This window comes from Primorskyibacter flagellatus (assembly GCF_900176485.1).
In the GTDB taxonomy this organism is placed as follows: domain Bacteria; phylum Pseudomonadota; class Alphaproteobacteria; order Rhodobacterales; family Rhodobacteraceae; genus Primorskyibacter; species Primorskyibacter flagellatus.
In genome coordinates, this window is sequence record NZ_FWYD01000001.1 from 42,086 (window position 1) to 66,784 (window position 24,699).

Genomic DNA, 24,699 nt, shown 5'->3' on the forward strand with positions numbered 1-24,699 from the left:
TTCATCGGTGTAAATTTACTTGTGATATGCTATCTTGCCTCAAATAAAGTGCGCGAGACGAATCGAGTTTTGACGCGCTAAGATATGACAAGAACCACGAACCGTGGATTGGGGCAGCTGGGCATGATCGGAAGGAAATCACCTCCGGAACCAAAGCCGTTAGTAAGCGGCCCACGCAGTTTCGATGATTTCGATCTGCGTCTTGGCGATCTCATGCGTGGTGAACGCGCGACTCTCGGCAAATCACTTTTGGATGTGCAGCGCGAATTGCGTATCAAGGCCAGCTACATCGCCGCCATCGAAAACTGCGATCCTTCCGCGTTTGATACGCCCGGTTTCATTGCGGGTTATGTGCGTTCTTACGCGCGTTATCTGAACATGGACCCCGACGATACCTTTGTGGCTTTCTGTCAGGAAAGCGGGTTCGAGACCGCACATGGCATGTCCGACCGCGCTTCCAGCATCAAGAAGCAGGAAAAACCATCGCGTATCGGCAAGGACCCGTTTACCGAACCGGCGATGCCCTTTGCGCCGGTCGGTGCATCCGTGCTGTCACAGATTGAGCCGCGCGCGATCGGCTCGACCTTTGTGTTATTGGCGCTGGTCGGCGGTATCGGTTACGGCGCATGGAGCGTTCTGCAAGAAGTACAGCGCGTGCAGCTTGCCCCGGTTGACCAGACACCCGTTGTCTTGTCCGATCTCGATCCGATCAGTGTGGCTGCGGCCCCCACATCTGACGATCCCGCCGTGGCGGGCGTTTTTGATCCGCCTCGCAACGATGCGCTTGACCGTCTTTACCGGCCCGAGGCACTGGATGTGCCGGTGCTGGTTGCCCGTGACGCACCCATCTCGACACTTGATCCTTCGACCGTGGGGGCCTATGCGCACCGGCTCCGGAAAGACGAGGTCGAGATCCGCGAGCAGGTCGATTTCGCAATGGCCGCACCGGATGTGGAATTGGCACCGAACGGCCCTAAAGTTCTTGAAGACGCGGTTCCAGGTGTGATGATGGTCGCCGTGCGTCCGGCATGGGTGCGGGTGCGTGCCGCTGACGGATCGGTGATTTTCGAAGGCATAATGAACGCGGGCGACACCTATGACGTGCCCAGCACGCAGAACCCCGCCTCGCTGCGCGTGGGCGATTCCGGCGCGGTCTATTTCGCCGTCAACGGGCAAACCTACGGTCCGGCAGGCCCGAATGGATCTGTTACGTCAAAGGTGGCGCTTTCGATTGACCACCTGACACAGACCTATGCCGTGGCAGTGCCAAATGCCGATTCAGATCTTGCGCGTGTCGTGGCAGAGCTTAACGCGGCTGAGGTCAATCCGCTGCAACCATCCCAGTGACATCAGCCCGCAAGGGTGGCAAACCGCCTGGTGCCGGACTACATAGGCTCAAGGACCGTCCACAACCCGGAATCACAGTGACATGAGCCTCAACCACATCCGCCCGTGGCGTAATATCTATCGCCGCAAATCCCGTCAGATCATGGTTGGCAATGTGCCTGTCGGCGGCGACGCGCCGATCTCGGTGCAGACCATGACCAACACCGACACAACCGATGTGGCCGCCACGGTGGCGCAGGTGCAGGCTGCGGCAGAGGCGGGGGCGGATATTGTCCGCATCTCGGTCCCGGACGAGGCGTCGTCGAAAGCCTTGGCAGACATCACGCGCGAAAGCCCGGTGCCGATCGTGGCCGACATCCATTTCCACTATAAGCGTGGCATCGAATCTGCACTTGCAGGGGCTGCCTGCCTACGGATCAACCCCGGCAATATCGGCAGCGCCGATCGCGTTCGCGAAGTAATTGCCGCCGCGCGCGACAATGGCTGCTCCATACGGATCGGCGTCAATGCCGGTAGCCTTGAAAAACATCTGCTGGAAAAATACGGCGAACCCTGTCCCGATGCGATGGTGGAATCTGGCCTCGATCACATCCGTATCCTGGAAGACAACAATTTTCAGGACTACAAGATCAGCGTCAAGGCCAGCGATGTATTTATGGCCGCGGCCGCCTATCAGGGCATCGCCGAAGCCACCGACGCGCCGATCCACCTCGGCATCACCGAAGCGGGCGGGCTGGTGTCCGGCACGATCAAATCGGCCATCGGATTGGGCAACCTGTTGTGGATGGGCATCGGCGATACGATCCGTGTGTCGCTCTCGGCCGATCCGGTCGAAGAGGTCAAGGTCGGCTTCGAAATTCTCAAGTCGCTGGGCCTGCGCCACCGCGGCGTGAACATCATCTCCTGCCCCAGCTGCGCGCGCCAGGGCTTTGACGTCATTGCCACCGTGGCTGAGCTGGAAAAACGTCTCGAACATATCAAGACACCGATGAGCCTGTCGATCATCGGTTGTGTCGTCAATGGCCCGGGCGAGGCTTTGATGACCGATGTGGGCTTTACCGGCGGCGGGAACGGTGCAGGAATGGTTTATCTTGCAGGTAGGCAAAGTCACAAGCTCTCGAACGCTCAAATGATCGACCATATCGTCGAGCAGGTCGAAGCGCGTGCCGCCCAGCTCGACGCCGCCGAAGAAAACGCCCACGCCGCCGAATAAAAAGACTGCGCTCTTACCCCAAACCGTCCATCTTCTTCTTGGCCAAAATACTCCGGGGAGCGCGAGGGGCTGGCCCCTCGCTCCGACCCCAGCCAAGGTCGCAATATCCCGAAAGAATTCGCGCTATCTGTCGAAATAGCGTTCCAGAACGAAGACCGGCATCTGCCCGCGGATCATCATATCGGGCAAGACATAGCTTGGCGTTTTGTCCAACCCCATGCGCTCAAACATTGCCAGATCGGCATCTGCCTCAGCACTGTCCGGCTTCACTTCAATCGCAAGACCGCCAACAATCTCCGCAGCCGTGATCTCTGGTCGCTCCATGATTGTGTTCAGCGCGAGCAGAGCGGACCCATCCTGACGACGGGCAAGCGCGTGCAAAAGTCCTGGTCGTGTGTCTTCTGGTCCCGCCGACAAAAGCAACAGATTGATCCGCAGATCGCGCCTTTCGACAAGCGCCTTCAGATCCGCCAGCACATCCGTGCAGCTTTCACAGCCCGGCTTCAGAAACACGGCCCAGACCGTACCAGCCTCCACCGAGCCCAAACCCGGCGCGTCGCGCGCAAACAGTTGCTGTGCGTAGCCGCCGATCATGGCAAGGTCGGCGGCTTTTTCAGCGGCATACGGATCAACCGGTGGCGGAGCGCTCAGGGCCGTCTCGACAATTTCAGGATGATCGGCGAGCACTGTCCGAAGCTCAGCGCCCAACGCTATTTGCGCGGCAGGCGTCTCGAACAAGCGCTCTGCTGCGCCGACGGATCCGGGCAGGCTGGCCAGCAGTGCAATGACCGCCAGCGATGTCTCAGCCATTTTCGCGAAGCGTCTCGACCACCTGTCGCATCCCGTCAATCGGTACATAACCGCGCAGCATTTCGTCCTGCATGACGAAGGTCGGCGTGCCGTTGATTTGCAACCGCTGTGCCAGCGCGCGTGTCTCTTCGATCACCTCGCTTACCTCGTCGGCCTGCATCTGCGCGATGATCGGGTCGGCCTCCAGGTCCAATGTATCGGCGATACGGCGCAGGGCGGTTTCCGTCACTTCGCCCTTGAAATTCATCAGCGTGTCGTAGACCGCGGCATAGGCCTCGTCGCCGGCGATTTGCTTGGTCGCAATGGCAAAGCGCGACGACGTCACGGATTCTTCGCCAAGGATCGGGAGTTCCTTCACAATGTAGCGGATATTGCCGTCGCTGCTGACCAGTTCCTTGACCTCTTCATGCGCCTTGCGGCAGTAGCCGCAGCGGTAGTCCAGAAACTCGACCAGCGTCACATCGCCTTCGGGATTGCCACCCTCCCACGAAAATCCGTCATTGAAGAGCGCTTCGGCATTGACCTCGACCATCGTGCGATCGTCCATCGCGGCCTGTTCTGCCTGACGCGCTTCAAGCGTGTTGACCGCCTCGATGATGATTTCCGGGTTTTCCAGAAGATAGCTGCGCACTTCTTGGCGAAAGGTGTCGCGCTCGGCCTCGCTCATCGAGGTGATGTCAAAGGCCATCGCGGGGGCAGCCAGCGCAATCCCAAGGGCAAGGGTGGAAGCGGCGAGGGGTCGTTTCATGTCATTCTCCGATCGGTATGTCTGGGGTCGGGGCTACCGTTTCGTGGCGCGTTCCGCAGTCAATAGCACATCCTGTGCGCGTTGCCATGGGCCGGAACCACGCGGCAACAGGTCTACGGCACGTTTGGCGTGTAGCCCTGCGTCTTTCATCCGGCCCTGAAGGGCATAGCGTTCCGCCGTAACCACCGAGGCCATGCCGGTCTGGCCGGTCTTGGCGTAGGCCACGGACAGGTCGCGCAACACCCGCGCGTCGCGCCAGTCGCGGTCGCGGGCCTTTTCCAGCGCCGACAGGGCATCGCGGGGACGATCAGCCGCCAGCAGGGCGCGGCCCAACCCGCCAAGGATCAACGCATTGCGCGGGGCAAGTTTCGAGGCCTGCGCATAGGTGTTGACGGCGGCACCCGCCTGCCGGCTTTCCAGCAGGATCTGGCCCTTGAGATCCATGTAGAACGGATCGCGCGGGCGCAGCTTCAACGCACCGTCGATGCTGGCCAGTGCGTTTTTCAGATCTGACTGGCGGTGATGGGCTGCGGCCTGACGCATAAGCGCGATGTCTTGCGTGGCGCTGTCCTTCGCGCGCCGCAGCGTCCATCCCGGCGCGCGGGTAAAGGCCGACAACTTGCCCTGCGCGCGGGCGAACCAATAAAGCGCGGCATTGCTGTCGGGCAGGTCCTTGCCATAAGCCGCAACAAATCCTTGCATGGCGCGCATCCGGTCGCGGTTCAACGGATGCGACCGCGTATAAGGATCCTGACGGCTGACGCTTAGCGCCTCTTGTCCCTTGAACATCTCGTGTACTTCGACAGCGCCTTTCGGGTTCACTCCCGCGCGCACCATATAGCGGACAGAGCTTTGATCGGCAGAGGCTTCTTCGGCACGACTATGGCCCAGCAGAACGCGGAGCGCCGAGGATTGCGTGCCTATGGCGACACCGGCTGCGGCCTGACCGCCACCTGCCGCAGCCGCAGCCGCGGCAAGGATCATGCCAAGGCCCGCAGCCGTCCGGGCGCTGGCGACGTTGCCGGCCCGGCGTGTCAGATGTCCGTTGGTGATATGGGCTGCCTCATGCGCGATGACTGCTTGCAGGGACCGTGCGTTGGGTAGCTTCAGTAGAAGGCCAGTGTGGATGAAAATATGCTGCGTGTCCGCCACAAAGGCATTCAGCGACGAATCATTGACCAATAACACCCGCACCTGCGCCGGGCTCAGCCCCGCTGCGCGTAGGATCGGATCGGCAAGTTGCGCCAAAGCGTATTCAATATCGGCATCGCGGATCAGCGACGCCGCCCGCGCAGGAACTGCTGCCAGCGCCATGACACCGACCGCGAGGCAAAGAGTTTTTATCAGATGCATTGACGCCCCGGTGTTTCGCTCGAATAAGAGCCTTTGGATGCACAGTTTAGGGAGGTTGCGATGCAGAACTCAAGGCGTGGAGCGGTCGATCCCTTCATTGTGATGGACGTGATGGAGGCCGCGCGGGCCGCGGAGGCTGCCGGGCGCAGCGTGATCCACATGGAGGTCGGCCAGCCCGGAACGCCTGCGCCGGAAGGCGCGCGGCGCGCATTGGCGAAGGCACTGGAAGAGGATGCGTTGGGCTACACGGTGGCTTTGGGGCTGCCAGCATTGCGCGCGCGGATCGCGAAGCTCTATGGCGAGTGGTACAATGTCGATCTTGATCCGGCGCGGGTCGTGGTGACGCCGGGATCTTCAGGTGCCTTCCTTCTGGCGTTTACGGCGCTCTTCGATGCGGGCGACCGTGTGGCGCTTGGCAAGCCGGGATATCCGTCCTACCGGCAGATCCTGCGCGCGCTGGAGCTGGAGCCGGTGGAGATCGAGACCAAGCCGGAAAATCGTTTGCAACCCGTGCCTGCCGAATTGCGCGACACGGCATTTGACGGGTTGCTGGTGGCCTCTCCGGCAAACCCGACCGGGACCATGCTGAACAAGGACGCAATGGAAGCGTTGATCGGGCTTTGCGCCGACAAGGGCGCGGCCTTCATCTCGGACGAGATTTACCACGGCGTCGAATATGAGGCGAAGGCGGTCACTGCGTTGGAAGTGTCCGATGATGTCGTCGTGATCAACTCTTTCTCGAAATATTTCAGCATGACCGGATGGCGGGCGGGATGGATGGTCGTGCCCCCCGGCATGGTCCGGCAGATCGAAAGATTGGCGCAGAACCTGTTTATCTGCGCGCCGCATGCCTCGCAGGTGACAGCCTTGGCTGCGATGGATTGCGAGGAAGAGTTGCAGGGCAATCTTGCGGTCTATGCCGCCAATCGAAAGCTGATGCTTGAAGGGCTGCCAAAGGCCGGGTTTGACCGGATCGCACCGCCGGACGGAGCGTTCTATATCTATGCGGATGTCTCGCATCTGACCGATGACAGCCGTGCATTCGCGGCAGAAATACTGGACGGGGCAGGGGTTGCCGTGACGCCGGGGCTGGATTTCGACCCGACCAGAGGGGCGGGAACGCTGCGCTTTTCCTATGCCCGTTCGACCGCCGACATCACCGAAGGGCTGGCGCGGCTGCAAAACTACATGGCCACGCGTCAGCAGAAACCGTAGCGGCTCCCGCCAAAGGGCAGAAAATCTCGCTTCTGGCGGCGTGGAAACTGCAAAAATTATTGCTTCGGTGTAGTGGCCAAAGCAACCCAACCGGGCGTATGGGTGTGTTTCAACCGGACGGGAAGAGACGGATGAGCAGTTTGAGAACATGGACCGCGGCGCTGGTACTGGCGGTGCTGGCACAGGTGGGATTCGCTCAGGATCTGCCGGGCCCTGTCCGGCTGGATCCGCGCAACAGCGTGATACAGAATCGGCTATTTGGCGGGGCCAATGTTGACCTGACGCTCAGCAAGGGCGTGCCGTACCGGGTCTACACGCTGGGTCAGCCAAACCGATTGGTGATTGATTTCGAAGATGTCGATTTGGGCGGTGTCGATCCCGACGCATTGTTGGATTCCGGCAGGTTTTCAAACCTTCATTTGGGGGCACCACGGCCGGGCTGGTCGCGCCTGACGGCCCGGATGGCGCGGCCGATGATTGTGGCGCAATCTGCCATGACAATCGACGCGGGCACCGGCAAGGCGCGGCTGCATGTTCGGTTGGACAATGCCGATCAGACGGATTTCGATGCGCGGGCAGGCGATGTGCAAGACCCGAACCGGGATCTGCCGGTCGCGAACGGCGCTCAACCGTCACAAACCGGCAGCGGCACCCGTTTGCTTCGGGTAGTGCTTGATCCCGGCCATGGCGGGCTTGATCCGGGGGCCGAGGCGGATGGCACGACCGAGGCGCGACTGATGCTCACGCTTGCGCGCGAAGTGAAGGAAACGCTTCAGCGCGCGGGCGGATTCGAGGTGATCCTGACGCGCGATTCGGATGTTTTCATCTCGCTTGAGGCCCGCGTGGACATCGCGCATGACGAAGGCGCTGATGTTTTCATCTCGCTGCATGCCGACGCGCTGGAAGAGGGGGTGGCAACGGGTGCGTCGGTCTATACGCTGGCCGAGACAGCCTCGGACGCGGCCAGTGCCGCGCTGGCACAGCGTCACGACCGTGACAATCTTCTGTCCGGGCTGGACCTGACCGAGGCGGATGACCGGCTGACAAATGTCCTGATAGAGCTTGCTCGGCTGGACAATGCGCCGCGTTCTCGGGCGCTGTCGGGCCATCTGGTGACAGGCATCCGCAACGCTGTGGGCGAGGTTTACAAACACCCGCAGCGGCAGGCCGGGTTTTCGGTGCTGAAGGCCGCCGATATTCCCTCTGTCCTGATCGAGGTGGCGTTCCTGTCCACCTCCGGAGAGCTACGGAAACTTCGCGATCCGATGTGGCGGGCCAACATGGCGGCGGGGATCCGCGACGGGCTAAGCGCCTGGGCGGCAGAAGATGCCGCAACGTCACAGCTGCGCCGTCGCTGACGCCCGCCGCATTTGGGGGAAAGGCGCGCATCTTCAGGTGGATGTGTTTTGACCCTTTGCAGGGCTATGTATAGATAAGCACAACAATCAGACAGGGGGCCGCTCGCGTGCTCAGGTTCATCCTATCCTTTTTTGGCGGTATCTTCAGCGTTCTGACGCTGGGTGCGATGATTATCGCGCTGAGCCTTGGTGCGATTTTCTGGATTTACGGCCGCGATTTGCCCAGCCACGAATCCCTCGCGCAATACCGCCCGCCGACGATCAGCCGGATCTATTCAACCGAAGGCCGTATCATCGACGAATTTGCCAAGGAACGTCGCCTGTTTGCCCCCGCCGAAGAGATTCCGGACCTGGTCAAGCAGGCGTTCATCTCCGCCGAGGACAAGAATTTTTATGAACATCAGGGCTATGACCTGCGCGGCATCGCCTCGGCTGCCTATGATGCGGTGCGCAGCCGTGGCCGCGACGTGCGCGGTGCCTCGACCATCACCCAGCAGGTGATGAAGAACTTCCTTCTGTCCGGCGACCGCCAGCTGGAGCGCAAGATCAAGGAAATCATCCTTGCGACCCGGCTTGAGGCGACACTGACCAAGGAAGAGATTCTCGAACTCTACATGAACGAGATTTACCTCGGGCAAAACTCCTACGGTGTGGCCGCTGCCAGCCAGACATATTTCAACAAGCCGCTCAGCGATCTTGCGCCGCACGAAGCGGCGTTTCTGGCGTCATTGCCCAAGGCGCCATCGGATTACCATCCGGTGCGCCGCAAGGAGCGGCTGACCCAGCGCCGCGATTTTGTGCTGAAAGAGATGTTCGAAAACGGTTACCTGACGGACGCTGTTTACAAGCAGGAAGTCGCGCAACCGTTGCGCTCTGTCCAGAATGGTGATTTCGAGAGCTTTCAGGCACAACTGCCGCCGCGCGACTATTTCACCGACGAGATCCGCCGCCAGTTGCAGGATGATTTCGGCGAGGGCGAGTTCTTTTCCGGTGGCCTGACCATTCGCGCCACGCTTGACCCGGAGATGCAGGTCGAAGCCGCCGAGGCGCTGCGACAGCAGTTGGAACAGTATGACCGGGGGCTTGGACGCTGGCGCGGGTCTGGCAAGAAGATCGCTGCCGACAATCTGAACAGCGAAGAAGCGTGGCGTGCCGCACTTGCCGATGTGCGGGTCGCGCGCGACATTGATCTGGAATCGGTCTGGCATCCGGCGGTGGTTCTGGGGATCGAGGATCAACAACTGCGCCTTGGTATCGAGGGTGTCACGGAAACGGCGGAAGAACCCTTTGTGGTGCCCCGCAACGACATCTCCTGGATCAAGGGCAACTTCTTCGACAATTTCGAAGTCGGCGATGTGGTGCATGTGCGCCGCATGGTCGAGGACGGCTCTGGTGCCTTCATCCGCTGGACGCTGCGGCAGGTGCCGCAAGTGCAGGGCGGGTTCATGGCGATGGACGTCAACACAGGCCGCGTTCTGGCGATGCAGGGGGGCTTCAGCTACCAGCATTCGGTGTTCAACCGCGCGACACAGGCCAAACGCCAACCGGGTTCGAGCTTCAAGCCCTTCGTCTATGCCTCGGCGCTGGATTCAGGTTATACGCCGGCCACGATCATCGTGGACGCGCCGATTGAGATCAACACGCCTCAGGGGGTCTGGCGGCCCAAGAACGCGTCGAACCAGTTTTACGGGCCGACACCCCTGCGCACTGGCATTGAACGCTCGCGGAACCTGATGACCGTTCGTCTGGCGCAAGAGGTCGGTATGAACGTGGTGGCAAGCTATGCCGAGCGGTTTGGCGTATACGATCATCTGCAACATGTTCTGGCCAATGCGTTGGGCAGTCAGGAAACGACGCTGTTCCAGATGGTCGCGGCCTATGCGATGTTCGCCAATGGCGGAGAGCGGGTCGAACCCACGCTGGTTGACCGGGTGCAGGACCGCTATGGCGAGACGCTCTACCGCCATGACCAGCGCGTCTGCGAGGATTGCGCCGATCCCTCCATTGCCGCAAATCGCAGCCCGCGCATCACCTCCAACCGCGAACGGGTCATGAATGCCGTGACGGCCTATCAGCTGACCTCGATGATGGAAGGCGTGGTGCAGCGCGGGACGGCCTCCAGGGTGGTCAATCTATCCGTTCCCACGGCGGGCAAGACCGGGACCACCAATGACGCTAAGGACGTTTGGTTCATTGGGTTTACCTCCAACATCGTCGCGGGCTGCTATATCGGATATGATCAGCCGCGCAGCTTGGGGCGCGGGGCGTCGGGCGGCGGCTTCTGCGGGCCGGTATTCCAGCGGTTCATGACAAAGGCCGTGGAAAAATACGGCGGTGCCGCGTTCAAGGTTCCCGATGCGTGTCAGTTCATCAATATCGACCGCACTACCGGTGCGCGCCTGTCGGATAGCGCACGCGGCGAGAATGTGGTTTCGGAGTGTTTCCGCCAAGGCGAAGAGCCGATCTTCGGCATCCAGTTCGACGGCGGCTTTGCGATGGGGTCAAACTTTGACCTGATCAGCCCGACTGGCGGCAGTGCGTCGCGTGAAGTTACCACCTCGACCGGCAAGAAGGCGATTGTCGGCCCGAAGGCGACCTTCGGCTCGATGAGCTCGGGCGGGCTGTATTAAGAGACAGATGTTGCGGGCGACGGGTGGTCCCGTTTGCCCGCGGTGCCTGAGGCGCTGAACGGGCGGGCGCGTGTGCGGCCCGTCTTGTCCCGCCTCGCAACGCTTGCTATCACGCAGATCTGACACAGACAGGCAAGGGTCCCTCATGCGCGCAGACGTTCAGAATTCCGTCGAGAAGATCGAGAAGTCGCTCGAACTTTTGCGGCAGCGAATGAATTGGGAAACCGCGCCGCACCGGTTGGAAGAATTCAACGCGCGCGTTGAAGACCCGGACTTGTGGAATGATCCCGATGCTGCACAAAAGCTGATGCGTGACCGTCAGATGCTGGTCGATGCCTTTGACACCCACAATGCGATCCAGCAGGATATGCGCGACAATATCGAGATGATCGAACTGGGCGAGATGGAAGACGATCAGGAGGTCATCACCGACGCCGAGGACGCGCTGCGCAGCCTTGAAAAGCGGGCTGCCCAGAAAGAGCTGGAGGCGCTTCTGGACGGCGAGGCCGACGGCAACGACACGTTTCTGGAGATCAACGCAGGGGCGGGTGGCACGGAATCCTGCGACTGGGCCTCGATGCTGGCGCGGATGTTTGTCCGCTGGGCCGAAAAGCATGGCTACAAGGTCGAGTTGCAATCGGAATCTTCTGGCGATGAAGCGGGGATCAAATCCGCGTCCTACAAGATTTCCGGCACCAATGCCTATGGCTGGCTGAAATCGGAATCCGGTGTGCACCGCTTGGTGCGGATCTCGCCATTTGATTCCGCTGCCAAACGGCATACCTCGTTCTGTTCGGTCTGGGTCTATCCGGTGGTCGATGACAATATTGATATCGAGGTCAACCCGGCTGACATTCGCGTCGATACCTACAGGTCGTCCGGCGCAGGCGGACAGCACGTCAACACCACCGATTCCGCGGTGCGGATCACACACACACCCACGGGCATTGTGGTGACGAGTTCGGAAAAATCTCAACACCAGAACCGCGATATTGCGATGAAGGCCCTGAAATCACGGCTTTACCAGATGGAACTGGACCGCCGGAACGCCGCCATAAACGAGGCGCATGAGGCCAAGGGAGATGCTGGCTGGGGCAATCAGATCCGGTCATATGTGCTGCACCCCTACCAGATGGTGAAAGATCTGCGCACGCAGGTCGAAACTTCGGACACCAAGGGTGTGCTGGACGGCGATCTGGATCAGTTCATGGCGGCGACGCTTGCGCAGAAGGTATCGGGCAAGAGCCGGTCAGAGGCGCAGGGCGAATAAATTGCGAGAGTTGTCTGCGCGACCGACGTCGTGCAGTTGAGTATTTGGACCAAGAAGAAGCATAGGGCGTGCGGATGGGGCGATCCTGGGTGGGGCACAGCCGATGCCTCTTGATCCTCGCGTGATTTGACGCTCCAATAGATCTGGAAGCAGCGCGCGCACCTATTGGGGGATGGCCTTATGCCAGAGACGCCACAATTGGGCCTGCCGCCCTTTGGTCCGATCGAATTTTCCATGTTGAGAGAGGCGCTGAGGCGCGGGTTTTCCGATATACTTCGGGCACCGGCCTTTGCGCTGGTCTTCGCGGGGTTCTATGTGTTGGGCGGCTTGACAATGGCCTGGATCACCTGGACGACCGGCACCACGTTTTGGCTTGTGCTGGCAACGATCGCCTTTCCACTGCTTGGTCCTTTCGCGGCCGTTGCATTTTATGACGTCAGTCGCCGTTTGGAGCAGGGGCAACCGCTGGACTGGATGCAGATCGTCAGCGTCATCTTGCGGCAGTCACGCCGTCAATTGCCGTCGATATGCGCCATCATCGTGATGGTTTTCCTGTTCTGGTTCTTTCTTGCGCATATGATCTTTGCGCTGTTTCTGGGACTGAGCACGATGACCAATGTCTCAAGTTCGGTTGAGGTGTTTCTGACGACTCGCGGGCTTGCGATGCTGGCCGTCGGCACGTTGGTGGGGGCCGGCTTTGCCTTGTTGCTTTACATGATCACCGTGATGGCGTTGCCATTGTTGCTGGACCGGGAAGTCGATTTTGTAACGGCAATGATCACGAGCTTTCAGGTGGTCGCCCAGAACCCGGTGCCGATGCTGTGCTGGGGCGGGTTCATCGCGGCACTGACCTTTGTCGCGATGTTGCCGGCGTTTCTGGGTCTGTTCTTGGTGCTGCCCTTGTTGGGACATGCCACCTGGCATCTATATCGGCTGATGGTCGAGCGCGGAATAGCGGCTGAGGAAGGGACGGGCGCGCTAGTGTCTGCATGACGCCGATTGCATCGTGGCCCGCCCTGCGCCCCTGACATTACCTGAACGGATCGTTCACACGCAGATGGGTGCGGTGATAGGTCAGCAGATCTTCAGCGCGCACGAAGCCCGAGCCTCGCGCGGCTTTCAATACGTCACGCAGATCCTGACCGAGATGTTCATAGACCTGACGCGCAACGCGGCGGCCGGACATCGATTCGCGCACTGTTCGTGTTGCGTAACCGATCCAGAAATTATTCTCGAAGGAAGGTTCGCGCGCGAGGAAGTTGAACGAGAAGGTAAGCGAGTTGCGGCGACTGATCAGTGACGCGACGCCGCCTTCCTGTGGGACCATGAAGCCGCGGAATTCCCGCGTTCGTGCGTCGGTGCTGAGACCCTGCTGGCGCATTGCCTCTTTTGCTTCGTAGCCCCGGATAAACGTGTAATCGTCCTCGCGGTAGACATAGACCAAGCCTTGCACGAACATCTCGTCATCCGTGAAGCTGCGCCGGGTGAACCGATAGAAGCCCGGCGGAAACATGGCTTCGTCAACCCGTGTGCTGCCCGCGCCGACAAAATCTGCGATCTCGGGATGATGCAAAAGGTCATGCTTGACCGTGCTGATCTGGCAGACTGGTTCCAGCAGGATGCGCGCGTCGACCCTGAAGAAGCTGCAAATCCTGTGCAGGACATCCGGTCGGGGAAAGCTCTCGCCGGTGAGGTATCTGTTGAATTGTGTCCGGTTGATCCCCAGATCCCTGCAAAGGCCTGAAATCGACGCGGCTTCTTTGGTCAGCTGACGCAGGTTGGCACCCAGCATGTTGCGTAAATCGGACGGACTTGGTGCTGGATGCCCATTTCTCTTTGGCCTCGCCATCGGCTATTCACCCTCGGGTTGATTTGATAGATCGTAATTTAACCAATAGTTCTAAACTAATCATTTATACAGTAATTATTGACGTCATATAGCATCACATCTGTTGCTATATGGCACCAACCTTGAAGCCAAACGACACAAAAAGCAAGACCGCGACGCTTGGAAAATCATGTGCAGCCGCATCGAATTGTTCGAAACTTAAGAAAAGTTCGAAGGTATAGTAACAATGAGCTGTAAAAGCATGTTTGGAGTTGTTTTGTGGAGTGATGCGAAGGATCGCAAGGCAGTGATCTGGTGCGAGGATCACGGCGACTTGGCGTATTACGTCGGTGCCGACCAAAGTGCGTTGGACGGTGTGTCACTTGATGCAGGGGATTTGATACAGTTCGATATGCGTCAGGATGCGCATCTGCGTCTGGCGCGTAATCCGCAACTGGTGGTGGAGCAGGAATATCCTGATCTGGCAAGCAAGCTGTCCGCGCCGGTGGCACCCAGATCCCGGCAGCGCAACATGGACAGATTTGTTGCGAAGGCGTCGAACGTTGTTTCGATCGACACCTTCCGTGGCAATGTGGCGATGGCCTGACCTACAGGCCTCGCGACAGGGCAGCGACGCCCGTACGTGCAATTTCCTGTAGACCCAAGGGGCGCATGAGATCCGCGAAAGCATCGATCTTGTCGGGCGCGCCTGTCAGCTGAAACACAAAGCTTTCCAACGTGCTGTCGACGACATGCGCACGGAAGATGTCTGCAAGGCGGAGCGCCTCGACGCGCTTTTCGCCACTGCCTTCGACCTTGAGAAGCGCCAATTCCCGTTCGACAAACGGTCCTTCGACGGTGAGGTCATGCACCTTGTGCACCGGAACGATCCGGCCAAGCTGTGCCTTGATCTGTTCAATTACCTGAGGCGTGCCAGTGGTTACGATGGTGATCCGGCTGAGATGGCCGGTATGGTCCACCTCTGCCACGGTCAGGCTTTCGATGTTATAACCTCGTCCCGAGAACAAGCCGATGACGCGGGCCAGCACGCCCGCTTCGTTGTCGACCAGAATGGCGAGCGTATGTTTTTCGGTAACATCCGAAAAGTTGGGACGCAGGTTATAGGCCGAATGCTTGTTCGAACCCTTCTTGATATGTAGCGCGGACATATGAACTTCCTTTCCGGCGGGGGCCGCTTCCAAGGCTTTTTGCAACAAGCCCTGGAATGGTTTTCCTGAAAACTAAAGCGGTGCTGGATCAGACCAGCACGGCACCCTTGGTTCCGATGGCGTCCTTGAGTGAGACCTCACCCAGAAGCATCTTGTTATGCGGCTCGCCTGACGGGATCATCGGGAAGCAATTTTCGTGCTTCTCGACAAGGCAGTCAAAGATGACCGGGCCATCGTGGTCCAGCATTTCCATGATCGCGTCGTCCAGATCAGCCGGGTCCTTGCAGATGATGCCTTTCGCGCCAAACGCTTCGGCGAGCTTCACGAAATCGGGCAGGGCTTCCGACCAGCTTTGCGAATAGCGTTCGCCATGCAGCAACTCCTGCCACTGACGCACCATGCCAAGGCGTTCATTGTTGAGGATGAACTGCTTGACCGGCAAGCGGTATTGCACCGCAGTACCCATCTCTTGCATGTTCATCAGCCACGAAGCCTCGCCCGCGACATTGATCACAAGCGCGTCCGGATGCGCGATCTGCACACCGATGGAGGCGGGAAAGCCGTAGCCCATCGTGCCCAGCCCGCCGGAGGTCATCCAACGATTTGGGTCCTCGAAATTGAGATACTGCGCAGCCCACATCTGGTGCTGGCCAACTTCGGTGCAGATATAGCGGTCACGATCCTTGGTCAGTGCCTCCAGCCGGGAAAGGGCGTATTGCGGCTTGATGGTCTTTTCGTCCGAGGCGAACTTGAGGCAGTTGACCTCTTTCCACGTCTCGATCTGACGCCACCATTTGGCCACGCCTTCCGAATTGACCTTGCGGCCACGGGCTTTCCAGACCTTCAGCACATCCTCAAGAACATGGCCGATATCGCCGACAATCGGCATGTCGACATGGATGACCTTGTTGATCGAGGATGGGTCGATGTCGATATGCGCCTTGCGCGATTTCGGGCTGAACGCGTCGAGCCTGCCGGTGATGCGGTCGTCAAACCGCGCGCCGACATTGATCATCAGGTCGCAGCCATGCATCGCGAGGTTTGCCTCGTAGAGCCCGTGCATGCCCAGCATCCCCAACCATCCCTTGCCGGAGGCAGGATAGGCACCCAGCCCCATCAGGGTGGAGGTGATCGGAAAGCCGGTCGCGTCCACCAACTCCCGCAAAAGCTGGCTGGCACCGGGACCGGAATTGATGACCCCGCCGCCGGTATAGAAAACCGGACGTTGGGCCGTTTCCAGCGCCGCAACCAGTTCCGTGATCGTTTCCATGTCGCCTTTGACTTGCGGCTGATAGTGGCCAACGGGCGTCTTGGAGGGCGAGACATAGGCCGCGCTGGCAAATTGTACATCCTTGGGGATGTCGACCAGAACCGGGCCGGGGCGGCCGGATGTCGCGACGTGAAACGCCTCGTGGATCTTTGCCGAAAGATCGGCGGTATCCTTCACCAGCCAGTTATGCTTGGTGCAGGGGCGGGTGATGCCAACGGTGTCGGCCTCCTGAAAGGCGTCTGAGCCGATCATGAAGGTGGGCACCTGGCCCGTCAGAACGATGATCGGGATCGAATCCATCAGCGCATCTGTCAGCCCGGTGACCGCGTTCGTGGCGCCGGGGCCGGACGTCACAAGAACAACACCGGGCTTGCCGGTGGACCGGGCATAGCCTTCGGCCGCATGCACCGCACCTTGTTCGTGGCGCACCAAGATATGACGAATGGCATTTTGTTGGAACACCTCGTCGTAAATCGGTAGCACGGCGCCACCGGGATATCCGAATACTGTATCCACACCCTGGTCGATCAGGGCCTGAACCACCATTTTCGCTCCGGTCATCTCACGTGTCATTGCCTTGCTCCGTTTTGCAACGAGATCACTTCGTTTTCTTTACGCACAAAAAAAGCCCCCGAGGGTCAACCGGGGGCGCATGGGGAACCAACAAGGTTGCCGTTACCGGCCCATGCGCCTTTCATCTAGAATTACGACTAGCGATTCCATCCTTGGGGCCCTTTTTTCCACGTGCGGAACCTTATGCATTTGCAGCAAAGGGACGTCAACCTGCTGTGTGGATAAAATGTCGTCACGGCCGCTGGTTTCGCAACTTTATTTCCGCATTGGCAGAGATTATCCTATCTCATTGGAACCTAAGGGCGGGCGGCGCGTTCGTTTACCAACGGAGAGATTCAAGACATGGACAGAGGCCACGACGCGCAAACCCCTACGCAAATCCCATTGCGGGGCTGGTGGGACATTCTCAAGCGCGTCTACAATGGCATGCTGGAAGACAATCTGGGGCTAATCGCCGCCGGATGTGCTTTTTATGGATTGCTTGCATTATTTCCCGCGATCACGGCGATCATGGCGATTGCCGGGCTGGTGTCGCAGCCGGATATTGTCGTCGAGCAGTTAAGCGCCATTACCGAGGGTCTGCCGGAAAATGCGGCCAGTATCATGATCGATCAGGCCGCCGAGGTTGCGGGGGCAAGCTCGTCAGGGCTGACATTTGCTGCATGGATCGGTTTCGCGCTTGCTGTCTATTCCGCGTCACTCGCGGTTCAGGCGCTGATGCAGGGTCTGAACGTCGCTTTCGGAGAGGCTGAGAAGCGGTCAATCGTGCGGATATATTTCATGCGTGTCGTGCTGACACTGGGCCTTATTTTCGGATTTCTGATGGCGGTGGCGGCGGTCGTCGCGTTGCCGGTGGCGCTCAGCTATCTTGCGGTTGGGCCGGTCACGGACTGGCTGGCGCAGGTGTTGCGCTGGCCCTTGCTGCTGGTCGCCGCGGGGCTTGGCATTGCGCTTCTGTTCCGTTGGGGGCCAAGCCGGACCCCGGCGCGGTGGCGCTGGATCACGCCGGGGGTCCTGCTCAGCTGCGTGTTGTGGGTCGCGGGCACTTTGGCGTTTTCCTACTACGCGCGCAACTTTGCCGGTTATAATGAAACTTTCGGGGCATTGTCGGGCGTCATTGTCCTGTTGATGTGGATGTGGGTTTCGGCCTTCATCATCCTTCTTGGTGCCGAACTGGACGCCGAGACCGAGGCGCAGACCGCGCAGGACACAACGGTGGGTCCGACTCGTCGGCTGGGACGTCGTGGCGCAAGGGCGGCAAATCGGGTGGGCGGTGTCGCTGTTGATAATGAGCCGCCGCCGGAACATATCGGGCAGGTGTGACCCGTCAGTCGGCGTCGGGGTTCGCCTAATGGCACCGGAGGCCGTGTAACATTGGCGGCAGAGGCCCCGGGTCAAGCCCGGGGCGGGTATCGCGAGCGGGGCAGCGCGCAGAGCATCCCAAAGCTCGGGCGGTTGTGCGGAGTTCTTGTTGTCTAGGCACCAAATTCGCGTTGGCTTTGCTATAGGTGGAAGCGCAGAGGCCGTCCTGAGCCGTGGCGGGCCGATGTTGTTGTGGCTCCGCCATGGGATCAGCGTTTTGCGGGACGCACACCGGGCAAAGCAATATTGGCAACCTGCTCGGCAATCGGCTCGGTCGACAAGGGATGGCTGTCGGCCTCTATCTGTTCGGGGTCGGGCACTTGTTGCCAGCGATTTTCGCGAAACACTTCCAGCCCGGAAAACCGCGCCTTGTAGCCCATCTTGGCGCTGCCCGGCACCCAGTAACCAAGGTAGACATAGGGCAGACCGGCCTCGCGCGCGATTTCGATGTGATCGAGAATCATGAATGTGCCAAAGCTGCGCCAAGCTTGTTCGGGACGGTAGAAGGAATACACCATGCTGACCCCGTCATCCAGAACGTCCGTCAGGCAGACTGCGGTCAACGTGTCTTCTTCATCGGCATATTCGATGACCCGCGACCGGATCGGGGTTTCCTCGATCATTGCAGCGAATTCGAACACGTCCATATCGGCCATGCCGCCATCGGCATGGCGTTCGTCCAGATAGGCCCGGAACAGGTCGTATTGCTGTTCCGTGGCCCAGGTTGAGGTTGCCCGACGTTTGAGGTCGGCATTGCGCTTCATTGCCCGGCGTTGACTTTTCGACGGACGGAAAGAGGCGACGTCGATCCGTGCCGAAAGACAGGCCGCGCAATCGGCACAGGATGGCCGGTACAGCACATTCTGAGAGCGCCGAAAGCCCTGTTTTGACAGGGCGTTGTTCAGCGTCTCGGCCGTCTCGCCCTGAAGGGCGGTGAACAGCTTTCTTTCCATCCGCCCCTCAAGATAGGGGCAGGGTTGAGGAGCCGTCACATAGAATTGCGGGGCGAGAGGAAGAGAGTGGCGCATGTGTGAAACTTCATAAGCTTGTCACAAAGACTAACAACAGTCTTTTCTGTCGCCAACCCCCTAGCGCAGGGACCTTTGGCACCGGGTCAAAGCGCTCGACGATTGATCGCCACCGAGCCCATGAAGATGTCGGTCAGGCCCTGCGCGCGGTCTGTGGTCAGCATCAAGACCATCGACACCAGTTGTGCAGGGGCGAAGGCCCAGGACAGGCTGTAGCCCAGCGTGTGCAGAAAGGCCTGCCCAAAGTCGAACCGGGCACCTTGTTGGTCGCGCAGTTCCATCGCCATCATCCGCATTCCCCATGTGGCAGAACCGCCGGACAGGGTTGCGACCCGGTAGACGAAGCCAACCACGAGGTAGAGGAAAGGCAGAAAAAACAAGCCGGTGAAGGCGGTCAATACCACGGCGGGCACCATCAACGCGAGCGTGATGGCGGTATCGACAACCCAGGCCAATAGCCGTTTCGTCGGGATGCCGGCATAAAATTCCGGCTGCATCGCCGGATCGGGCAGGATGTATCGGGTTTGGGTCATCGTCATCTGTGTTCAAAGCCTCTGGTTTCAATGTACAGAGCGGATCGGCATGGCCGCGCTGGCCATGCCGGAGGGACATTTCGCACCTGGAGGGAGATCAGGCGTTTTCGTCCTCGGTCTTTTGGGTTTCCGCGACGCGACGCGAGCGGTCTTCCATGAACTGGTCGAACTCGGCCTTGTCCTTGGCTTCGCGCAGGCGTTCCAGGAAGCTTTCGAACTGTTCCTGTTCCTCTTCCAGACGGCGCAGCGTATCGGCCTTGTAGGCGTCAAAGACGGCGTTACCGGTTGTGCGCGAGGCCTTGAAGCCTTGGCTCAGCACGGTGCTGCGGGAATTGCGACAGGATTTTCCGAACATTCGTTTACTCCATATCAGATAGGCAAGAAGGGCGAGGCCGACAGGCCAGAAAAAGATAAAGCCGAGTACCATGACGGCAATCCAGGCACCCTTGCCCTTGCTGTCGAGCCACGCTTCGCTGCGCGACAACCAGCTCCGACCGGTGCTGGCATAGGGTTCATAAGCGGCGGCGGTGTTCATGTGTCTCTCCGTTTGCGTGTCAATGTGAAGTGTTTTCACATTATCTAGATTGGCATTGCGGAGCGGCTTTGCAAGGGTTTATGTGAAGGTGATTTACATTATAAAGTTAACGTATTGTTATAAATATAAAAAATGGTTAAAAAACTGAAAGGACAAGCAGTTTTTTCAGTCTGAAATACGTAAGAATATCTGCCTATTTCTGGGTAAATTGTGCAGTTTCAGCCCCTGTCAGGCGCATAATCTCTGTTGGGTCGATCTGGAAAATGTGGCGCGGCGTGCCGGCTGCTGCCCAAACCTGATCGAACGCCAGCAGGCGTGGGTCCATCCAGGACCGGATCGGGTTCAGATGACCTACCGGCGCGACGCCACCGATCGCAAAGCCTGTTTGCGTCCGGATCAGCGCCGCATCCGCCTTGTCGAGCGCCTCGCCCGCGACCACACTTGCCTTGTCTGCGTCCACGCGATTGCCACCAGCGGTCAGGAACAACAGCACCTGACCGCTGTTTTGGCCGCGGAAAATGATGGATTTGACGATCTGGTCCACGGCGCAGCCAGCGGCATCTGCGGCTTCCTGCGCGGTTCGGGTCTGACCCATCTCCCGGATGTCCGGAGCGATGCCTGCGGCTTCCAGCGCGGCGCACACGCGTTTCAATGATTTGGACATAGTCCCTCCGGTTATCGCTTGATTGGATGCAATCTGACCCAGGCCGCGCATGGCGGCAAGGCGGATTGACCTCTTTGCACGCGCGGCGCATCTTGCCCGCCATGAGCTTTGCCAATCGGATCACCCGTTGTCCCATCCCGTTCGAGCCTGACCGCGGCACCGACGCCCTTGCATTGACCCCTTGGGCAAAGGGCGATGTCGGGCGGCTGATCGAAGGCACGGCGGGTTGTTCGCCCTATCTGGCAGGGTTGATCGGCAAGGAAACCGACTGGTTGCAAGGCGCGCTGGATGATGCCGAAGGTGCCGCCGGGGCCGAGATCTCCCGGCTGGACGAAATTGCGCCCGATGTGCTGCCGGTTGAGCTGCGCCGCGCCAAGCGCCGCATCGCGCTATTGACGGCGCTGGCCGATCTTGGTGGCGTCTGGCCGTTGGAGACCGTCACGGGCACCCTGACTGATCTGGCTGATACCGCCTGCGCCACAGCTTTGCGCGCGACCGTGGGCACCGAAATCAGGCGCGGCAAACTGCCGGGGCAGGGCGAGGACGATATTGCCACCGCAGGCGGCATGACGGTGCTGGCGATGGGCAAGATGGGCGCGGGCGAGTTGAACTATTCGTCCGATATCGACCTGATCTGCCTGTTCGATGAAACCCGTTATGAGCCGGATGATTTCCACGATGCCCGGTCCAGTCTGGTCCGCGCAACGCGTAAAATGGCGGCGATGCTGAACGATCTGACCGGCGACGGTTATGTCTTTCGCACCGATCTGCGGCTGCGTCCCGATCCGTCGGTCACCCCCGTCTGCATCGCGATGGAGGCCGCGGAACGCTACTATGAAAGCCTGGGCAGAACGTGGGAGCGTGCCGCCTATATCAAGGCGCGTCCCTGCGCGGGCGACATAGAAGCGGGCAACAGGTTTCTGGAGGTGCTGACCCCCTTTGTCTGGCGCAAACATCTGGATTTCGCGGCCATTCAGGACGCGCATGACATGCGGTTGCGCATCCGCGAACACAAGGGATTGGGCAGGGCGGTCCGGCTGGAGGATCACAATATGAAACTCGGTCGCGGCGGCATCCGCGAGATCGAGTTTTTTACCCAGACGCGCCAGATCATCGCAGGCGGGCGCGATCCGGATCTGCGGGTGCGGGGCACGGTGCCGGGCCTTTCGGTGCTGTCCGACAAGGGGTGGCTGCCGCGCGATACCTCGGACAAGCTGGCCGCGCATTACCGAAGCCACCGGGAGGTCGAACACCGGGTGCAGATGATCCAGGATGCCCAGACCCATCTGCTGCCTAGTTCGGCGGAGGGGATGTCCCGGCTCGCAGCCTTCATGGGGATGGACGAGACGACGATGCGCCGCGAGTTGACGGACAGGCTGGCCGAGGTCCACGAGCTGACGGAAGGGTTCTTCGCGCCTGACAGCGACCGGGGCGAAAGCTACCAGACGCAGTTCGAGAATGAAGCCGAGATCACCGCAGCCTGGCCGCGCTATCCTGCGTTGCGGTCGGGGCGCGCCATGTCGATCTTCAAACGCCTGCGCCCCGAGATCATGGCCCGGCTGGCCAAGTCCGGTCGCCCCGACGAGGCACTGGCCGCGTTCGACGGCTTTCTCAAAGGCTTGCCCGCCGGGGTGCAGCTATTTTCACTGTTCGATGCCAACCCGCAGCTTATTGATCTTCTGGTGGATATTGTCGGGACGGCCCCCGCGCTCGCCCGGCACCTGTCACGCAATTCGGGCGTTTTCGATGCGGTGATCGGCGGCGATTTCTTTTCCGTCTGGCCCGGAAAGGCGGCTTTGGTTCGCGAATTGCGCGACCATCTGGCCCGCGAAGACGATTATGAGCGTAAACTTGATGCCACCCGTCGCTGGGGCAAGGAATGGCATTTTCGCATCGGCGTTCACCTTCTGCGCGGGCTAAGCGATGCGGAGGAGGCCGCGCTGCAATATGCCGATCTGGCCGAAGCGTCGCTGTCGGGACTTTACCCTGACGTGATGGCGCAATTCGCCGCCAAACACGGCGATCCGCCGGGGCGTGGAGCGATGGTTCTGGGCATGGGGTCGATGGGAGCTGCGCGGCTGCATCCGACCTCGGATCTGGATGTCATCGTGATTTACGATGCCGACGGGGTTGAAAACTCTGATGGACGGCGACCACTGAATGCCCGCAGCTACTATGCTCGGCTGACACAGGCCCTGATCACCGCCGTGACCGCCTCGACTGCCGAGGGGCGGCTTTACGAGATGGATATGCGGCTGCGCCCGTCTGGAAAGCAGGGACCGGTGGCGACCAGTCTGGACAGTTTCAAGGCCTACCAGAGGGAAGATGCCTGGATCTGGGAGCATCTGGCCCTGACCCGCGCGCGTGCCCTGGCTGGGCCAGCTGAGTTGTGCCAGGATGTCGAGGCATTGCGGCGTGAGGTGCTTTCAACCCCGCCCTCGCAACAGGTGGTGCTGACCGAACTGGCAAAGATGCGCGCCCGGATTGCGTCAGCCAAATCAAAGGTCAGCGATTGGGATGCCAAGATCGGGGCCGGGCGGCTTCAGGATATCGAACTGGTGTCCCAAGCGGGCGCGTTGCTTGCCGGCAAGGGCCAGCGCCGTGTCCGCGAGGGGCTGAGCGGTGCTGCGAATAGCGGGTGGTTGACTGCAAAGGATGTCGTGACATTGCGCGAAGCCTACGCGTTGTGCTGGTCGCTGCAACTGGCTTCGCGACTGTTGTCGGAGGCACCGCTGGATGTGGACGATCTTGGTGCTGGTGCCGGCACATTTCTGATGCGGCTGACAGAGGCGGACACCATCGCGGGTCTGCGCGACAAGCTGGACACGTTGACGGGGGCCGCCGCGAGGATCATAGACGAGGCGCTGCCAATGGTTGACGAAAAGGAAAGGCGTGACGATGAAGGGTGACGCGATTGACCCCAAGGGTCTGATACAGGAATCCTACCGGATTGAAGGCATCAGCTTGGAAGAATGCCGGTCCATCTTCATGGATTGGGCGTTGGCCCTGCCGGTGGACGCGGACACGTCTTCGAATATCGGACTGTTGCTTGACCGCTACGCGTCGGGCCGCGCGGATCATCCCATGACGCAGGTTTTGACCGAAGGCTTGGCAGAGAGGACCACGGCTCGGCGCCGGGGCGGATGGCGCGGGCGGCGTCAATCATCGTAAGGGGCGGCGGCCGCGCTCGATATGGTGCCTGAGGGAGGTCAGAAAGTTTTTGACGCGTCTCGGAACCGTCCCTGCGAGGATGCCGTCGATCCAGGCTCTGCTCCAATCGCCGTCTGGCTCACATTCCGCCAAAAGGCCAAGGCGCTTTTCGTTCTCCGCCTTGGAAAGTGGGAACCGACCTGCCGAGACCAGCATGGCCCGCAGCGACTGTACCTCGCGGGCGTTGCGGAAAGTCTGCATCATCGGGGCGAACTGGGCCGGGTTTTCGCGCCAGCCGCGCCCTTCGAACAGCTCTTGTGTCACAAGCTGCCCTGCGCCCAGACAATCATAGCGCGCACATCCTCCGAACCCCTCCTCTTCAAGGGACTCGTGGATGCTGCATAGATAGTCATCGCGCAGATTGGGGCAGGGCACATCTGCGGGCTTGTCGATTGCGAAATCGTCAGATGAATCGAAGGCGAACGCGACACAGCATAGCCCGACACAGTTCGCGCAATCCGCGCGGAAATCTCTTGCACTCAATACCATACAATACCTCTGATGATCGCAAAATAGACTGCGATCAGACTGAATAACTGTATGGGTTTTAACAAGAAGCGCTAATTTTGGTCAAGTATTCGGC

Annotated in this window: 22 protein-coding genes; 11 read left to right on the plus strand and 11 right to left on the minus strand. The window is 59.9% G+C overall.

What is annotated here, in order from left to right; all coding sequences use genetic code 11:
- The first annotated feature begins 123 nt into the window (after positions 1 to 123).
- Positions 124 to 1,347 (plus strand): helix-turn-helix domain-containing protein, encoded by a 1,224-nt coding sequence (locus B8991_RS00200; RefSeq protein ID WP_084349806.1) that lies wholly within the window; start codon positions 124 to 126, stop codon positions 1,345 to 1,347.
- Between the two features lie 82 nt (positions 1,348 to 1,429).
- Positions 1,430 to 2,560, plus strand: a complete 1,131-nt coding sequence (ispG, locus tag B8991_RS00205; RefSeq protein WP_084349807.1) for a flavodoxin-dependent (E)-4-hydroxy-3-methylbut-2-enyl-diphosphate synthase — start codon at positions 1,430 to 1,432, stop codon at positions 2,558 to 2,560.
- Between the two features lie 123 nt (positions 2,561 to 2,683).
- Here the strand turns inward: ispG and B8991_RS00210 are convergent, their stop codons facing one another.
- Genes B8991_RS00210 through B8991_RS00220 form a run of 3 tightly spaced genes read right to left on the minus strand, consistent with a single transcriptional unit; the run spans position 2,684 to position 5,471 of the window.
- A complete protein-coding gene (locus tag B8991_RS00210) occupies positions 2,684 to 3,370 on the minus strand; it encodes a hypothetical protein (protein WP_084349808.1) in 687 nt (228 codons plus the stop codon).
- Positions 3,363 to 4,118 carry a DsbA family protein gene (locus tag B8991_RS00215; RefSeq protein ID WP_084349809.1) on the minus strand — a complete coding sequence of 252 codons (756 nt, stop codon included), beginning with the start codon at positions 4,116 to 4,118 and terminating at the stop codon, positions 3,363 to 3,365. Before B8991_RS00215 ends, B8991_RS00210 begins: the two co-directional genes overlap by 8 nt.
- A gap of 33 nt (positions 4,119 to 4,151) precedes the next feature.
- Positions 4,152 to 5,471 (minus strand): M48 family metalloprotease, encoded by a 1,320-nt coding sequence (locus B8991_RS00220; protein WP_084349810.1) that lies wholly within the window; start codon positions 5,469 to 5,471, stop codon positions 4,152 to 4,154.
- Positions 5,472 to 5,531: 60 nt separating this feature from the next.
- Here B8991_RS00220 and B8991_RS00225 point away from each other — a divergent pair, with 60 nt between their 5' ends.
- The 5 genes from B8991_RS00225 to B8991_RS00245 all read left to right on the plus strand — a co-directional run bounded on the left by B8991_RS00225 (position 5,532) and on the right by B8991_RS00245 (position 12,937).
- The gene (locus B8991_RS00225) at positions 5,532 to 6,686 is read left to right on the plus strand and encodes a pyridoxal phosphate-dependent aminotransferase (RefSeq protein WP_084349811.1); all 1,155 of its coding nucleotides are present in this window, start codon (positions 5,532 to 5,534) and stop codon (positions 6,684 to 6,686) included.
- Positions 6,687 to 6,817: 131 nt separating this feature from the next.
- Positions 6,818 to 8,044 (plus strand): N-acetylmuramoyl-L-alanine amidase, encoded by a 1,227-nt coding sequence (locus B8991_RS00230; RefSeq protein WP_084349812.1) that lies wholly within the window; start codon positions 6,818 to 6,820, stop codon positions 8,042 to 8,044.
- 107 nt (positions 8,045 to 8,151) lie between these two features.
- Complete coding sequence (locus B8991_RS00235) at positions 8,152 to 10,674, plus strand: penicillin-binding protein 1A (RefSeq protein WP_084349813.1); 2,523 nt, start codon at positions 8,152 to 8,154, stop codon at positions 10,672 to 10,674.
- Between the two features lie 145 nt (positions 10,675 to 10,819).
- Positions 10,820 to 11,944 (plus strand): peptide chain release factor 2, encoded by a 1,125-nt coding sequence (gene prfB / locus B8991_RS00240; RefSeq protein WP_084349814.1) that lies wholly within the window; start codon positions 10,820 to 10,822, stop codon positions 11,942 to 11,944.
- Between the two features lie 180 nt (positions 11,945 to 12,124).
- Positions 12,125 to 12,937, plus strand: a complete 813-nt coding sequence (locus tag B8991_RS00245) for a DUF2189 domain-containing protein (protein WP_084349815.1) — start codon at positions 12,125 to 12,127, stop codon at positions 12,935 to 12,937.
- A gap of 37 nt (positions 12,938 to 12,974) precedes the next feature.
- Here the strand turns inward: B8991_RS00245 and B8991_RS00250 are convergent, their stop codons facing one another.
- The gene (locus B8991_RS00250) at positions 12,975 to 13,736 is read right to left on the minus strand and encodes a helix-turn-helix domain-containing protein (protein ID WP_143514452.1); all 762 of its coding nucleotides are present in this window, start codon (positions 13,734 to 13,736) and stop codon (positions 12,975 to 12,977) included.
- Positions 13,737 to 14,034: 298 nt separating this feature from the next.
- Here B8991_RS00250 and B8991_RS00255 point away from each other — a divergent pair, with 298 nt between their 5' ends.
- Positions 14,035 to 14,379: a hypothetical protein gene (locus B8991_RS00255; RefSeq protein WP_084349817.1), complete on the plus strand. Its 345-nt coding sequence runs from the start codon at positions 14,035 to 14,037 to the stop codon at positions 14,377 to 14,379.
- 1 nt (position 14,380) lies between these two features.
- On the opposite strand, the gene ilvN is transcribed toward B8991_RS00255, so the two are convergent.
- A complete protein-coding gene (gene ilvN, locus B8991_RS00260) occupies positions 14,381 to 14,941 on the minus strand; it encodes an acetolactate synthase small subunit (protein WP_084350271.1) in 561 nt (186 codons plus the stop codon).
- A gap of 88 nt (positions 14,942 to 15,029) precedes the next feature.
- Entirely contained in the window at positions 15,030 to 16,784 is a 1,755-nt protein-coding gene (locus B8991_RS00265; RefSeq protein WP_084349818.1) for an acetolactate synthase 3 large subunit, read from the minus strand.
- A 342-nt stretch (positions 16,785 to 17,126) separates the two neighbouring features.
- Here B8991_RS00265 and B8991_RS00270 point away from each other — a divergent pair, with 342 nt between their 5' ends.
- Positions 17,127 to 18,107 (plus strand): YihY/virulence factor BrkB family protein, encoded by a 981-nt coding sequence (locus tag B8991_RS00270; protein ID WP_084349819.1) that lies wholly within the window; start codon positions 17,127 to 17,129, stop codon positions 18,105 to 18,107.
- A 248-nt stretch (positions 18,108 to 18,355) separates the two neighbouring features.
- Here the strand turns inward: B8991_RS00270 and B8991_RS00275 are convergent, their stop codons facing one another.
- The 4 genes from B8991_RS00275 to B8991_RS00290 all read right to left on the minus strand — a co-directional run bounded on the left by B8991_RS00275 (position 18,356) and on the right by B8991_RS00290 (position 20,906).
- Positions 18,356 to 19,174 carry an arginyltransferase gene (locus tag B8991_RS00275; protein WP_084349820.1) on the minus strand — a complete coding sequence of 273 codons (819 nt, stop codon included), beginning with the start codon at positions 19,172 to 19,174 and terminating at the stop codon, positions 18,356 to 18,358.
- 86 nt (positions 19,175 to 19,260) lie between these two features.
- Positions 19,261 to 19,707 carry an RDD family protein gene (locus tag B8991_RS00280; RefSeq protein WP_084350272.1) on the minus strand — a complete coding sequence of 149 codons (447 nt, stop codon included), beginning with the start codon at positions 19,705 to 19,707 and terminating at the stop codon, positions 19,261 to 19,263.
- A 97-nt stretch (positions 19,708 to 19,804) separates the two neighbouring features.
- The gene (locus B8991_RS00285; protein WP_084349821.1) at positions 19,805 to 20,242 is read right to left on the minus strand and encodes a DUF2852 domain-containing protein; all 438 of its coding nucleotides are present in this window, start codon (positions 20,240 to 20,242) and stop codon (positions 19,805 to 19,807) included.
- 193 nt (positions 20,243 to 20,435) lie between these two features.
- On the minus strand, positions 20,436 to 20,906 hold the full coding sequence (locus B8991_RS00290) for a YbaK/EbsC family protein (protein ID WP_084350273.1): 471 nt from the start codon (positions 20,904 to 20,906) through the stop codon (positions 20,436 to 20,438).
- Between the two features lie 101 nt (positions 20,907 to 21,007).
- Here B8991_RS00290 and B8991_RS00295 point away from each other — a divergent pair, with 101 nt between their 5' ends.
- Entirely contained in the window at positions 21,008 to 23,815 is a 2,808-nt protein-coding gene (locus tag B8991_RS00295) for a [protein-PII] uridylyltransferase family protein (RefSeq protein WP_084350274.1), read from the plus strand.
- Positions 23,805 to 24,077 (plus strand): hypothetical protein, encoded by a 273-nt coding sequence (locus B8991_RS00300; RefSeq protein WP_084349822.1) that lies wholly within the window; start codon positions 23,805 to 23,807, stop codon positions 24,075 to 24,077. The genes B8991_RS00295 and B8991_RS00300 overlap by 11 nt, the downstream gene beginning before the upstream one ends.
- On the opposite strand, the gene B8991_RS00305 is transcribed toward B8991_RS00300, so the two are convergent.
- A complete protein-coding gene (locus tag B8991_RS00305; protein WP_084349823.1) occupies positions 24,069 to 24,605 on the minus strand; it encodes a hypothetical protein in 537 nt (178 codons plus the stop codon). The two genes, B8991_RS00300 and B8991_RS00305, sit on opposite strands and share 9 nt — an antisense overlap.
- Positions 24,606 to 24,699 lie beyond the last annotated feature (94 nt).